This window comes from Streptomyces sp. NPDC017890, assembly GCF_044328675.1.
GTDB lineage: Bacteria > Actinomycetota > Actinomycetes > Streptomycetales > Streptomycetaceae > Streptomyces.
The window spans coordinates 220,681-234,290 of record NZ_JBIRHU010000003.1 but is presented as its reverse complement, the minus strand read 5'-3'; the positions used below and the strand labels follow the sequence as shown (position 1 = coordinate 234,290).

The 13,610-nt window shown below is 69.9% G+C and carries 10 protein-coding genes and 2 pseudogenes; 6 read left to right on the top strand and 6 right to left on the bottom strand.

Annotation, left to right across the window (positions count from 1 at the left end):
• Window positions 1-145: 145 nt before the first annotated feature.
• The 5 genes and pseudogenes from ACH4F2_RS05925 to ACH4F2_RS05905 all read left to right on the top strand — a co-directional run bounded on the left by ACH4F2_RS05925 (window position 146) and on the right by ACH4F2_RS05905 (window position 6,809).
• Window positions 146-928 (top strand): transposase family protein, encoded by a 783-nt coding sequence (locus tag ACH4F2_RS05925; RefSeq protein WP_398131451.1) that lies wholly within the window; start codon window positions 146-148, stop codon window positions 926-928.
• A gap of 7 nt (window positions 929-935) precedes the next feature.
• Window positions 936-1,692 (top strand): annotated as a pseudogene (locus ACH4F2_RS05920) (IS5 family transposase).
• 72 nt (window positions 1,693-1,764) lie between these two features.
• Window positions 1,765-1,979, top strand: a pseudogene (locus ACH4F2_RS05915) (hypothetical protein); the annotation flags it as partial.
• A 397-nt stretch (window positions 1,980-2,376) separates the two neighbouring features.
• Complete coding sequence (locus tag ACH4F2_RS05910) at window positions 2,377-3,417, top strand: hypothetical protein (protein ID WP_398131450.1); 1,041 nt, start codon at window positions 2,377-2,379, stop codon at window positions 3,415-3,417.
• Between the two features lie 620 nt (window positions 3,418-4,037).
• Window positions 4,038-6,809: a glycosyl hydrolase gene (locus tag ACH4F2_RS05905; RefSeq protein WP_398131449.1), complete on the top strand. Its 2,772-nt coding sequence runs from the start codon at window positions 4,038-4,040 to the stop codon at window positions 6,807-6,809.
• A 198-nt stretch (window positions 6,810-7,007) separates the two neighbouring features.
• On the opposite strand, the gene ACH4F2_RS05900 is transcribed toward ACH4F2_RS05905, so the two are convergent.
• The 4 genes from ACH4F2_RS05900 to ACH4F2_RS05885 all read right to left on the bottom strand — a co-directional run bounded on the left by ACH4F2_RS05900 (window position 7,008) and on the right by ACH4F2_RS05885 (window position 9,630).
• Window positions 7,008-7,508 carry a hypothetical protein gene (locus tag ACH4F2_RS05900; RefSeq protein ID WP_398131448.1) on the bottom strand — a complete coding sequence of 167 codons (501 nt, stop codon included), beginning with the start codon at window positions 7,506-7,508 and terminating at the stop codon, window positions 7,008-7,010.
• A 98-nt stretch (window positions 7,509-7,606) separates the two neighbouring features.
• Window positions 7,607-8,032 carry a VOC family protein gene (locus ACH4F2_RS05895; RefSeq protein WP_398131447.1) on the bottom strand — a complete coding sequence of 142 codons (426 nt, stop codon included), beginning with the start codon at window positions 8,030-8,032 and terminating at the stop codon, window positions 7,607-7,609.
• Between the two features lie 73 nt (window positions 8,033-8,105).
• On the bottom strand, window positions 8,106-8,678 hold the full coding sequence (locus tag ACH4F2_RS05890; protein ID WP_398131446.1) for a dihydrofolate reductase family protein: 573 nt from the start codon (window positions 8,676-8,678) through the stop codon (window positions 8,106-8,108).
• 211 nt (window positions 8,679-8,889) lie between these two features.
• Window positions 8,890-9,630 carry a metallophosphoesterase gene (locus ACH4F2_RS05885; RefSeq protein WP_398131445.1) on the bottom strand — a complete coding sequence of 247 codons (741 nt, stop codon included), beginning with the start codon at window positions 9,628-9,630 and terminating at the stop codon, window positions 8,890-8,892.
• A gap of 172 nt (window positions 9,631-9,802) precedes the next feature.
• Here ACH4F2_RS05885 and ACH4F2_RS05880 point away from each other — a divergent pair, with 172 nt between their 5' ends.
• The gene (locus ACH4F2_RS05880) at window positions 9,803-10,417 is read left to right on the top strand and encodes a CGNR zinc finger domain-containing protein (RefSeq protein ID WP_398131444.1); all 615 of its coding nucleotides are present in this window, start codon (window positions 9,803-9,805) and stop codon (window positions 10,415-10,417) included.
• A gap of 24 nt (window positions 10,418-10,441) precedes the next feature.
• Here the strand turns inward: ACH4F2_RS05880 and ACH4F2_RS05875 are convergent, their stop codons facing one another.
• Both ACH4F2_RS05875 and ACH4F2_RS05870 read right to left on the bottom strand, forming a co-directional pair.
• Window positions 10,442-11,464 carry an alpha/beta hydrolase gene (locus tag ACH4F2_RS05875; protein WP_398131443.1) on the bottom strand — a complete coding sequence of 341 codons (1,023 nt, stop codon included), beginning with the start codon at window positions 11,462-11,464 and terminating at the stop codon, window positions 10,442-10,444.
• Between the two features lie 67 nt (window positions 11,465-11,531).
• The gene (locus ACH4F2_RS05870) at window positions 11,532-13,154 is read right to left on the bottom strand and encodes a phosphodiester glycosidase family protein (protein WP_398131442.1); all 1,623 of its coding nucleotides are present in this window, start codon (window positions 13,152-13,154) and stop codon (window positions 11,532-11,534) included.
• Window positions 13,155-13,610: the final 456 nt, after the last annotated feature.

The window sequence follows — 13,610 nt, the reverse complement described above, 5'->3', positions numbered from 1 at the left end:
CGATTGCCTTGTTGACCGCGCTAACGGCAGACTGGTCCGATACCCAGGTAAACCAAATGTCAGGCGTGTGCTCTGTTCGAGCCGACCAGGGCCGTACGCCGCTAAAGGGTGTTGCAGAAGGCCGTGAGCAGAGCATCTCCCTTGTATGGCTGGGGTGTTGAGGGCAGAGCGGGTGTGGGTTGAGACGTTCACGGGGCTGCGGGCGGACCAGTTCGGTCGGCTGCTGAGGGCGGTGCGGGAACGTGGTGGCGGGGGCTGTGGCTGGGGGCGCCCGTGGCGGCTTCCGTTGGCTGAGCGGGTGCTGCTGGTGGCTGTGTACTACCGCACGAACCTCACCATGCGGCAGCTCGCCCCGCTGTTCGCTGTCTCACCGACGACGGTGTGCCGGGTGATCCAAAGGCTCGGTCCGCTGCTCGCGCTCGAGCCGGCCCGGGCCCCCGCCGATGCCACCGACCGGTTGTGGATCGTCGACGGCGCCCTCGTCCCGGTCCGCGACCGCAAGGTCGGAGCGTTCTCCCGTAACTATCGGTTCTCGGCGAATGTGCAGGTCATTGTGGACGCCGAGTCCCGCCTGGTGGTGGCCGCGGCCCGGCCGGTGCCCGGCAACACGGCGGACGCGAAAGCCTGGCGGGACTCCGGCCTGGCTGGGCACTGCCAGGGCGTGACGGTCCTCGGCGACGGCGCCTACATCAACACGGGCCTGATCGTCCCGCACCGCAAACGCCCCGGACGGCCACTGTTGAAGGGCGAGGAAGAGGACAACGCGCAGCATCGCAAGGTCCGTGCCCGCGTCGAGCACACCTTCTCCCGCATGAAGAACTACAAGATCCTCCGCGACTGCCGACAGCGCGGCGACGGCCTCCACCACGCCGTCCAGGTAGGCCGTGTTTTGAAAGTGGGTTCCGTTCCTCGTTTCGCACCTGGCTGATCTAGGTGTGGGGCGAGGGGATCTTTCAGACGAGCAGTGGGCGGTCCTGGATCCGTTGTTGCCGGTGGTGGTGCTGGGCAGACCTTCGGTGGGCCGGCGGAAGCTGATCGACGGGATCCGCTGGCGAGTGCGGACCGGTGCTCCGTGGCGGGATCTGCCCCGGGAGTACGGGCCGTGGCAGACGGTCTACGGGCTTTCCGCCGCTGGCAGCGTGACGGCACCTGGCCCGCGCCGCTGCCCCGGCTACAAGCCCGCGCGGATGTGGCAGGGCTGATCACGTGGGAGGTCAACGTCGACTCCACGATCTGCCGGGCCCATCAGCACGCCGCAGGCACCGTCGCGACGGACAGGCCCAGAAGGAACCGCCGGGCGGAACCCGCACCGCGCCGGAAGGCCACGGTCTTGGCCGGTCCCGCGGCGGCGTCACCACCAAGATCCATCTGGCCTGCGAACAAGGTCAGCTCGCGCCGACTTTCGCTTCCCATTAGGCGTACTTCCCCCGCGCCAACCGGGCCTACCTCCGGCAGCGGGGAATCCGCTGCACCGTCCCAGAGCCAGCTGACCAGGCCGCCAACCGCAAAGGGCGCGGGAAGGCCGGCGGGCGGCCTCCGGCCTTCGACCGCGAGGACTACAAGGTCCGGCACGCGGTCGAGTGCGGGATCAACCGGCTCAAGCGCAACCGGGCGGTGGCCACCCGCTTCGACAAACTCGCCCTCCGCTTCGACGCCACCGTCCTGATCGCCGCGATCGGCGAATGGCTGTGACGGGCCCGGGCCGCCGGTTCCACATGCCATGCTGACCGCGGCCAGGGCGAACAAGGCGAGGGGGAAACGACGATGGCCGCTCAGTACTACGGCGCCGACAGCGAGAACGGCGACCGCATCGACCACCCCTCCGAGGACACGCGCTGATCATGATTGTCAGCGACCTCAACGGCTCCGACAACACCTTCGTCGTTGTCCAGCCCGACGAGGACGACCCCCTGTGGTTCGCCTCAGTGGCCGTCCTGGACGAAGGCGGCTACGAGATCATCCGCCGCGACACCACCCGCACCGGGGGACGAGCGCCCGCCCTCCCCGGATACCGCACCCGCCTGCATGGACGCCCCCGCGTGGACTTCCTCGGCCGTGAGATCAGGAGTCTGCCGTGGGCAGTTCGGTGCCCTCCGGGCCGTCGAGGGGCGGGCCGCAGTCCGTACCGCGAGGTCTGCCCGTTCGGACCGATTCCCTGACCTTGCGCACCTGGCGGCAGCCGATCGCCCGAGCTATCAAAAAGTTGCCGTACCGCGAACCCGCCCAGGAAGGGCTTGCATGCACGCCCACGACGACGCAAGTACCAAAGGGCGTCGGGCCCCCCGCACACCGGTCAGGGCGGATCGCGGCACGGCATCGTCCGGCTCTGTCCCCGCGGCACTCGACCCACGCTCCAGGGGGGCGGTGAGCCCGGGCATGGTGGCCGCGATCCAGCGCACAGCGGGGAACACGGTGGCCACGCGGATGATCCAGCGGGCGTCGGCCGAGGACGGGCAGCACAGCGCGACGCAGTCGCACCAAACGTACGAGCAGACCGTGGCCGAGTACACGGAGAGCGGCGGCCCGGCCAAGCTGTACCGGGCGATCCGGATCTCCTCGCAGATCAAGCGCAACGAGAACGGCTCCGACGTCGTGGCCAAGGCCGACGGCGACCTGGGCGCGGGGCTCTCGTCCTCAGCGGAGGTGACGAAGCTCTATCAGACCCTCAAGCAGTGGCCCGAGGCGAAGAACATCGAGCCCGTCAACGCCAACGCGACGTTCACCGTGGCCCACCATGTGGGCGGGGACAACTACGGCACGCAGTACATCTCGTTCAGCCCTGACCAGGCCCGGACCGTCAACTACGCCAGGTACGACTTCAAGAGCGGCCCTGCCGAGAACCTGGACCACGCCCCGAAGCCATTCAACGTGAAGCGCTGGGCGCCGGTGATCGAGATCGACGTGACCAAACTCGGTTCCAGTGTCCGGTTGGTGAACCTCGCCAACCCCGCCGTCTTCGGTCAGACGAACCTACCGGAACATCCGGACATCGGCTCCATGGCCAAGAACGACAGCGAGGTGCTCATCAAGGGGACGATCCCGGCGGGCGCGGTCACGAAGGTGTTCGGCGTCGAGGACGCCATCAAGGAGATGGACCTCGCGGCACGCAAGGACCTCATCGAGAAGGAGTTCCAGCACGGCCCGCGGCCGCAGTACGGGGAGGAGCAGCAGGATTGGGACCGCAGATTCAAGCGCACCGTCCCCGAGCACCTCCAGCAGCACTTCGGGCACCTCATCGAGGAGCCCGAAGAGGCCGAGTACGTACCGTTCGCGTCCGCCTCCGGAGGCAAAAAGCGCCGGGCCGCGGGACACACCCCGCCCGAACCGGAGTCCTCCGAGCCGGTCGTGAAGAGGCCGGCCAAGAAGAGAAAGAAGCCGAGCGCCGCTCTACTGAGCTTCGCCATGGACGAGGACTAGGGCCTTGCCTGGCGGGCCGGGCCTCGGTCGGGGGCGGCCCGGGGGTCAGGCCCCGCCCGGATCCGACGCTTCGCCCTGGACCGTCCCGCGCCAGGCGGCTGCGGCCGGAGGCGAGACCGTCGCGGACCCACTCGGCCATTCCCGCTCCCTCCCTCTCGCCGGCGGACGCCACCGCATTCGCCATGCCCTTCAGTTCCGCCCCGCGATGCGCCCGTCCGGCCCGGCTGTTCGTATCGCACTGTCTGGGCTCCTGGGGCCACCCCTACGACAGCGACGTCAACGAGACGCTGCCCCTGCCCTGGCCGACGACCAGGGCGTCGCCGACCGCCGTCACGGCTCGGGCAGGACGGTGTGGGCGCTGGTGACCACCGCGGCGAGCGGCCGCCCCGGCGCCCTTCGTCAGGCGCCGACCGGGCCGTGCACACGACGGCGCTCTCGAACCTCTGCTCGATGGAAGTCCCGTACCCTCGCGCCGCCAGAGCGCGTGAAGACGAACGGGTTTCAGGCCCGGCCACCATCCGCCGCGTTCAATGCATTGACACGTGCATTACAGAACCTTTACGTTCCGGCCATCTGAGAGCGCTCTCAGACTCTCCTCCTGTCACGACTTGAGGTGCCGCATGCCAACCCCCCGCACCAGACCGGCAGTAGTTCTGCTGCTGGCCTCAGCCCTCGCCGTCGTCGGCCTGGGTCCGGCCGCCGCTCCGGCGTCCGCCGCCACCGTCCCCGTAGGCTCCGGCAGTTACTCCGACACCCGGCCGCCCGGAACCTCGGGCCCCACGACCAACACGGGAACGCCGGTCACCCCCAAGGTGACCGCAGCCGCCCGGAACCGGCCCGTGCCCACCAACGACTGGTGGTCCTCCCTCGCCTTCCAGCGCTACGGCGACAACCCGTACTCGACCCCCATGTACGGACACCCCCTCACCTACCAGGCCACGGCCGGCGGGCTCGACGTCGGCTACCCGACGACCCCCGCGGTCGTCGGCGACGGACGCCAGTACGAGTACGCACACAAACGCGACCTCACCATCGGACTGACCGGCCTCAACTCCCCCGACACCAAGGCCGACGACTGGTCCGACTGGACGGTCACCCCCTACTGGTCCGACGGCGCCCGCACCCTGCGCACCACCATCGGCCACGGCTCCCCGTTCGTGTACGCCAAGGGCTCCGGCGGCAACGCCCAGATCACCACCGCCGGCGCGCCCACCGTCTTCGCCGACCAGGGCAACGTCCTCGGCATCACCGTCGCCGGGCATCACTACGCCCTCTTCGCGCCGACGGGCAGCGACTGGAACGTCGCCGGGTCCACCGTCACCGCGGGTCTCGGTTCCAAGGACTACTTCTCCGTCGCCGTGCTGCCCTCCACTGGTGCACTGGCCACGTTCAAGAAGTACGCCTACAGCTTCGTCACCGGCTCCAAGGTGACGTGGAGCTACACCGGGGGCAGCGTCGGAGCCACTTACACGCTCGCCACCGAGGCGAAGGAGGGCACCGAGCGGGGCACGCTCCAGGCCCTCTACCGTCACCAGTGGCTGCACACCACGGACCCCCTCACCTCCTACACCTACGTCTCACCGCGCGGCACCATGAAGGTCCGCGAGTCGGCCTCCTTCACGACGAGCCAGAAGGCCTCGGCGGTGTTGCCGACACTGCCCCGGTCGAACGGGGTGGACGCCGCCAGACTGCGCGGTTACCTGAACGAGGTCGTGAACGCCGCCGACCCCTTCTCCGGAGCCTTGGACACCTACTGGACCGGCAAGGCCCTCGGCCGCCTCGCCCAACTCGTCCCGCTGGCCGACCAGATCGGTGAGACCGCCGTCCGTGACCGGCTGCTCGGCCTGATGAAGGGCAAGCTCCAGGACTGGTTCACGGCGGGAGGCACGAACGAGTTCAGCTACGACCGGGACTGGAAGACCCTCACCGGCTACCCCGCCTCCTACGGCAGCGACACCGAGCTGAACGACCACCACTTCCACTACAGCTACTACGTCTACGCGGCGGCGATCGTCGCCCAGTACGACCAGGGATGGGCCGCCGACTCCGCCTGGGGCGGCATGGTCGAGACACTCGTACGGGACGCCGCCAACCCCAGCCGCACCGACACCGCCTTCCCCTTCCTGCGCGGCTTCGACGTCTACGCCGGCCACAGCTGGGCCTCCGGCCACCAGGGCTTCGCGGCCGGCAACAACCAGGAGTCCTCCTCCGAGTCCACCAACCTCAGCGCCGCCCTCGTCCTGTGGGGCTCCGCCACCGGAGACACCGCGCTGCGCGACCTCGGCACGTACCTGCTGACCACCGAGTCGGAGTCGATCGCCCAGTACTGGTTCGACGCCGACGAGCAGGTCTTCCCGTCCTCGTTCGGTCACGACACGGCCGGCATGGTGTGGGGCAGTGGCGCCGCCTACGCCACCTGGTGGACCGCCAATCCCGAGGAGATCCACGGCATCAACGTCCTGCCCGTGACCGGCGGATCGCTCCACCTCGGCGGCGAGAAGGCCGCGATCCGACGCAACATCGCCGAGATGGAAAGGGAGAACGGCGGTCCGGCCGTCGAATGGCGCGACATTCTCTGGGAGTTCCAGTCCTTCGCCGACCCGGGTACAGCCAAAGCGAAATGGAACGCGGGCCACGCCGACTACACCCCGGAGCAGGGGGAGTCGAAGGCGCACACCTACCACTGGGTCAACACCCTCGACACCCTCGGCGCCCCGGACGCCACCGTGACCGGTGACATCCCCACCTCCGCCGTCTTCACCAAGGGCACGACCCGGACCTACGCGGCCCACAACCACGGGCCCACGGCCCGCACCGTCACCTTCTCCGACGGCAAGACCCTCTCCGTGCCGGCCCGTTCCACCGCGAGCGGCACCGGAACCGGTTCAGGAGACCCCGACCCGGAACCACCGACCGGCAACACCTTCCAGCTGCGCAGCGGTGGCGCCCTGAGCACGGCGACCGGCGGCACGGCGGGCAGCGACACGATCGCCTCTGGCGGCGGCGCCAATCACGACGGCACCCCGTACCAGCCCCTCGTCTACGAGGTACGCGGCGTCGACGGCAAGCTCACCCCGGGTGCGCAGACCGCCTTCCGGCTCCAGGTGGACGCGGGCAGCACGGTCGGGCTGGGCCAGCAGGCCCGGATCAGCTACGACCTCACCGGCGACGGCAGCTTCGACCGGACCGAGACGTACCACTACTTCGCGACCGACCCGGTCACCGGATGGGAGGAGTACACGCAGGCACGCGGTCTCAAGGCGTCCACGGGCGCACGGGGTGACCTGGACGGCGGCACCATACGTCTCGAGGTGTGGAGTGCCATCGGCAACGGCACCTCGAAGCTCCAGACCGGCACCGACAAGTCCGTGCTGGTGATCCCTTACGGCTGAGCTGAGCCATGATGCCCCGCTCGCGGTCGATACGTGTCGACCGCGAGCGGCAGCCGCCCTTCGCACCTATCCGACAGGTTCCCCATGCCCGGCCGTCCCTGGAACTCGTCATGCGGCGGCTGCGCGAGGCCGCCGAGCGGACGTCGTCGTGTGCGACCGCGACGAGGACGGCGCGTCGCGGCCCTGTCGCCGGTCGTGTCAGTCGTCCTCCACATGAATCAACAAGACGAAGCGGTCACCGTCGCTGCCTGTGACGAGCGTGTCCATGGTGGCCCCGGTGACACCGCTCACGCCGAAGTCGTCCCGGTTGGACCACCAGCACGCATCGGGGCCGAGGGCGGTCACCACACGCCGGGCGACCGCATCAGCCTCGCCACGGTCCATGTACGCGTACGACGGCCACAGCAGACTCACCGAGGCGAGTTCTCCCATCAGCCCGGCGGCGTCCGGGGCGTCCCACGGCACGAGTGACGCCTCGACCTGCTCGACAGGCACCGGGTCCGAGCCGTACCGCTGCCAGTCCTCCTCGTGCAGCCGGCGCGCGAGGGCGTACACCTCGACGGCGACGGCGGAGACGAGAGGCCGTGGCTCGTCCGGAGCGGGGCCGGCGGCGGGAAGCCGCCCAGCACTCACGTACACGCTCATCTGACGCGCGAGCCGCCCCATGAGCTCTGCCGTCTCGTCCCTGCCATGTGTCACTGGTTTCGTCCCCCTGGCTTGTTGTCGCTTCCCCGGGGTCACGGCCGCTGGATGGCGTCGTATGCGGGGTCCGCGCGGGCTCGGCGGACATCCCGTACTCAGTCGAGGCAGAACTCGTTGCCCTCGACGTCCTGCATCACGATGCAGGAATCGTGGTCGTCAGCCAGTAGTCGCACGCGTACTGCGCCGAGCGGGAGCAGCCGGGCGCATTCGGCCTCGAGCGCGGCCAGGCGCTCCTCACCGACGAGCCCGGTGCCCACCCGCACGTCGAGATGCACCCGGTTCTTGACGACCTTGCCTTCGGGAACGCGCTGGAAGAACAGGCGCGGGCCCGCGCCTGAGGGATCGCTGCACGCGAACCACGAACCCTGGTCCTCAGGCGGTCGCGAGCGGTCGAAATCGTCCCAAGTAGCGAATCCCTTCGGCGGCGATACGACATACCCCAGCACCTCGCACCAGAAACGAGCGACTCGCTCGGGTTCCGCGCAGTCGAAGGTGACTTGGAACTCTCTGATCGATGACATCGGCGCACCATAGCAGGGGCCCTGTTGTCACCTCCCGACAAGAACTCAGCGAGGAATGAGGCAGGGGGCCTTGTCAGCGGACCACGTCGAAGACGTTCTTCTGCAGGCCGTTGGCGTAGGCCTCGTGCTCGACGAGCTTCAGCTTCTGCGTGTCCTTGTCGGTGACGCTGAAGAGACGCTTGCCCGCACCGAGCAGCAGCGGGAAGACGATCAGGTGGTAACGGTCGATCAGGCCGGCGTCCGAGAGTGCCTGGTTCAGGGAGGCGCTGCCGTGGACGATGATCGGGCCGCCCTCGGTCTCCTTCAGCGCGGCGACGTCGTCGAGCGAGCGCAGGATCGTCGTCTCGCCCCAGTTCGACACCAGGTCGTCGTCGGTGAGGGTGGTGGAGACGACGTACTTCGGCATCACCTTGTAGTCGGCGAAGTCCTCCATGTCGGGCCACACCGGGCTGAACGCCTCGTAGCTGGTCCGGCCCATGAGCACGGCGGTGGCGGTCTTCTGCTCCTCGCCCTTGATGGCGAACGCCTCGGGGAGGAACTCGACGTCTTTGAAGGTCCACCCCGAGTTCCGGTAACCCGGCTCGCCGCCAGGCGCCTCCACGACGCCGTCGAGCGAGATGAAGGCAGTGCTGATCAGGGTACGCATGTGAAGGTCCTCGATGTCTGGTGTTCGGTTCTCAGCGGGTTCGGTCGGTGCACGCTTCGTCCGCGCTCGCGGCCTCGGCGCACCAACCACGATCCATGACCGCGGATCAGGGAGAAACTCATCGGTCGTCGCCCATCTTCTTCCAGCGGCCTCGAACCCTGCGGCGGCGGAGGGGCGGACCGCTGAGCCTGCGGACCGTGCGGGCGGAGGGTCAGAGCACGACGCGGTAGTGGGTGGTCAGGCGCCGGTCGTCGTCCAGGATGTGGAAGGCGAGGCCGGGCGGCTGGTCGCGGTCTGCGGCCTGATCGCCCTCCCAGGGCATGCGCAGGGTCCAGGTGATGGCCGGTCCGACGATGAGCGGACGCGCGGCGAAGGTCGAGGCGGCCGCGGTGTGGGCGTGGCCGGTGAGGACGGCGGCGACCTGAGGGTGCGCGTCGAGCAGGCCGGCCAGTCGTCCGGGCTCTTCGAGCGAGCAGGAGTCCGGGAGCGGATGGTGGAGTTCGACCGGCGGCTGGTGGAAGGCGATCAGTGCCGGGGTGTCCTGGGGCAGCGCCGTGAGGGTGGTGTCGATCCACGCGAGTGTCTGTGTGTCGAGGCGTCCCTCGTCGCGGCCCGGGATGGTGGAGTCGCACATCAGGATGGCGGTGCCGGTGATGTGGTGGACCTGGTTGACGGGGCCAGGGTCCGGCGCCTGCGAGAGCAGGGCCTTGCGGTAGGCCGGTCGCGAGTCGTGGTTCCCGGGGCAGGTGAGCACGGGGAAGGGGGCGGTCAGGATCTGAGCCGCTTCCTCGTACTCGGCCTCCTCGCCGTGGTCGGCGATGTCCCCGGTGACCAGGAGCGCGTCGACCGGGTGGGGCAGGGCTCGCAAGTAGTCCATGACGCGGGTGGCGCGTCGGGTCGCCCTCTCGCTGCCGTCCAGGTGCAGGTCGCTGATGTGCGCGAGCAGCGTCATTCCGCAGTTTCCCCCAATGGCCGGCCAAGCCGCCGTGCTGTGCCGGGGCAGGTGCTTCCACCCACTCCGGTCCCTAACGGAAGTTTTTTGTTTTCCGTTAGGGACTCTAGGGTGTGCGCAGCGATCTGATCAAGAGGTCGACGACGGGCACCGAGAGGGAAAGGGATGCCTTGTGGAGCGCTGGCCGGCCTTGGAACTCGCGAGCACGATTCGCCACGACGGAGACGGCGGTGTCACCGATGACCTCGCCACGGTCCAGGGAACGGCGCACTGGATCCAGGAGCAGGGGATTTTGCCGACCGGCCTCCCAGCCGGAGAACTCGCGGCGGACGAGAACCTCAGGCTCGGGATCATCGAGCTCCGGCAGGCGGTCCGGGCCCTGTTCGCCCGCGCGGTCAGTCCCGCTCCGCCCAGCCCGGCGGACGCCCATCGTCTGATGACCGCCGACCAGGCACTGGCCCACCTCAACAGGGCTGCCGCGCGGGAACCGGTCGTCCCGCAGATGGACTGGCCCGTCGAAGGAGTCCCTACCGCCCGGCTGCTGTCGGCGGAGATCGATCCGCACGTCCGGCTCGTCGCGGCCCTGGCCCGGGCCGCCATCGACTTCCTCAGCGGCCCGCAGCGCACGCGGTTGCGGTCCTGCACCGCGCCCCGCTGCGTGCGCTACTTCGTCCAGAGCCACGGGCGGCAGGAGTGGTGCAAGCCGTCATGCGGAAACCGCGCCCGAGCAGCTCGCCACTACAGGCGTCAGCGCACGGCGGCCGACGACGGCTCCGCCCCGTCCTGATCATCGAAGGGCGACCCCCTCGGTTCAGGCAGCGCCCTCGCCCTTCAGCGCCCCCAGCAGCATCGGCAGCGACGCGTGCAGCTCGCGCTCCCAGTACGCCCAGCCGTGGGTCCCCGGTCCGTAGAAGTTGGTGGTCAGGTGCCGGGCGCCCACGCGTCGCAGCTCCGCGGCCAGCGCGTGGTTCTGTCGGTTGAAGTCGGCTTCCAGGGCGCTCGTGCCGCCGGGCGGGTCGAGGGGGCCGGTGGTGCCGTCGCCGCAGGACAGGTAGACCGGGATCGCCCTGAGTCGCTTCGCGAGGTGGAAGGGGTCGTGGGACCGCCAGATCCGGCGCTGGGCGACCGGGTCGCCCCAGACGCGGAGCGGGTCGTTGTCCTGGCCGGCGAAGAAGCCCATGATGCGGTCGACCGACTCGTCGTTCAGGAGGGGGTGGGCGGAGCCGGAGTAGGCAGCCGTCGCCTTGAACATGCCGGGACGGCGGGCGGCGTACAGCAGGGCGCCCTGGCCTCCCATCGACAGGCCGGCGACTACGCGGTCCCTGCCGGCGCCCCAGTCACGCTCCAGGAGGCGACGCAGTTCCACGGTGTGGAAGGTCTCCCAGGCGGGGTCACCGCCCTGGCCGTGGTTCCACCAGTCGCTGTACCAGCCGTTCCAGCCTGCCTCGGGCATGACGACGAGGACGTCGCGCAGGCTCTCGGTCTCCGCGACGTCGGTCATCGCGGTCCACGAGGTGTAGTCGCCGCAGCAGCCGTGCAGCAGCCAGAGGGTGGGCCAGTGCTGCCGGCGCCGGTCGTCCGGGTTCCAGCCGTCCGGGGTGAGGAGGCGGACGTTGACCGTCCGGCCGCCCAGGGCGGGCGACCGTACCGTCAGGTCGACCTGCCGGTCGGCGACCTGGGTCACGGCGACGACTTCGGCGCCGGGCGGTGGAGCGCCCGCTCTCCCCGCGGCCAGCGCCGGGGCGGTCGGTGTGAGGGTGGCCAGCAGTACGGCCAGGACCAGGAGGACCCTGGCTCTGAGGGCTATCGGAACGGTGGACACGTTCGCGAACACGGCGGCTCCCTGAGGTGGGTTGCTGGTCGTCGCGCTGTGGTGCGGCTCTTCGTGCGGAACCCGAGGATCAGTTTCCGTGCCTGCGGGGCAGGATCAGCAGGGCGTCGCCGACGGGGCGTTCGCCTGCGGCGTCCGACGGGGCGTTGATCACGTCGCCGTTCGTCACCATCGTCGTCGAGCCACCGCCGTCGAGGTTGACCGCGTCGCGCAGGCCGAGTGACCTGGCCACCTCGGCGCTCTCGGTGATGCTGAGTCCGAGGGAGCCTGCGCTGCGTCCGTCGGCGGTGACGAGGACGGTGCGGCCGGCGGCGTCCACTCCGGCCAGCGTGCGTGGATTGCGCTTGTGGACCCAGCCGTAGTACCAACTCGGGTCGCCGGGGCGCACCATGCCGTCGGTGGCGGGCGTGACGTGGAGCCGTCCGTCGCGGACGAGTTCGGGGCCGGCGTTCAGGATGTCGGTCCGCGGCGAGGGTGTCACCCGGTGGCCGCGCTCGTCGAGCAGGGTCGTGCTGACGCGGAGACGGTGGCCGACGTGGGCGAGGGCGGTCAGGCCGGCGACGCGGCCGCCGGTCGCCTGGAGGGAGCTTCCGCCCGGCGGGAGTGCTCCGCCTCGTGGTGAGCGCAGCTCCACGACCCGGTCGTGGGCGTCCAGTACGGCCTCCAGTCCCTCGCCACCAGGCGTGTGCCGACCGTAGTCCGGTGTGAAGGCGACCAGTTCGTCGGGGTTGGTGCACGTGACGTCGTGGAGGGGCAGTGCGGTGGGGGCGTCTCCCTCGGTACCGCCGCAGTTCCGGATCAGGCCCGGGACGCGGTTGACGCCGGTCAGGCGGAGAGTGGACTGACGGCCGGTGACGTGGCCTCGCCAGGTGAGACGGGTGACCTCCGTGCGCCGGCCGTTGTCGTGGACCACCAGACCGGGGCGGCCGGCCACCGGTTCGCTCAGCAGGCGTCCGTCGTACACGCCCACACCTGCCGGGTCGCCCGGAGCGCCCGCCTCGGGGTCGAGGACGAAGAAGCCGGCGTTGACCGCGGCGGTCGCGTCGGCCGACACCGACAGGTCGCTGGTGGTCTCGCGGTTCTCCAGGTCCGGGCCGTACGACGCGTCGAGACTGCCGCGGAACGTACGCGGGTCGATGGTGAGCACGTCGACGTGCCACGGGCCGCGGTCCGTGGCGTCACCGTCCCAGCCGGTGTACACGGCGGATCCCGGGTAACCGGCCGTCCTCAGGCGTGCGCGTTCGGCCGTGGCGGCGGACTGTGAGCCGTACGCTCCGACGCGGACCCGCCAGCCGAGGGTGCCGCCCGCGTAGTCGGCCGTCCTCGGTGTCGCCACCTGCTCCGCCCGGGCCTGGAAGCCGTCCCGCTTCAGCTCGGCGGTCAGTTCGTCGGCGCTCGCCCTGTCCTTCAGGGCGGTCGGCGGCGCGTCGGGGTCCGGGGAGGTGTCGCCGCCGGGTATGGAGACCTCGACCGTCCAGTGCAGCGACGGGTCGGCGGCACCGCGCACGATGCGGGTGAGGGTGACGCCCGGCTGGAGGGCCGTGGTGGTACGGGTCTCGGTCAGGTCCGAGGGGCCCAGGGCCAGGGTGTGCGGCTTCGGTCGTGGCGCCGGGGACGACGCCTGCGCCGGCAATGTCCCCACCGTGGCCAGGACGCCGAGGACGGCACCCGCACCGCACAGTCTCTTCTTCATCTGCACCGCCTGGATCGAAGACCGGGGACGAACATGCGCCATCCTCTCCGTTCACTGCTGACACAGACATGGACAGCCGCCCAACGTCCACTGCACAAGTAGCGACCGGTTCCAGCGCGACGTCAAGGTCCAGATCAACCTCCCTCCGCTCACCGCGCTGGGGAACGGGGATCACCTCGGCCACCGACTCGACGAACTCATCCACCGGCAGAACGGCGCAGCTCACCGTCCCCTCCTGAGCGATCAGCGCATCGGGCACGTCGGACTCGTGGAAGCGGACGTGCCCGATCGCACCCCGGCTCGCCGTGCGCTCACCGAGCCACCGCACCATCCTGCGGAGGTCGTCGAACTCGTCGGGATGTACCTCCTGCCGCACGGTCAGGGCCCAGCCCCTGTCGTCCGAGCGCAGTTCTCGGACCAGAACACCCCCGGTCCGCCGCGCCGGACCGCGGGCGT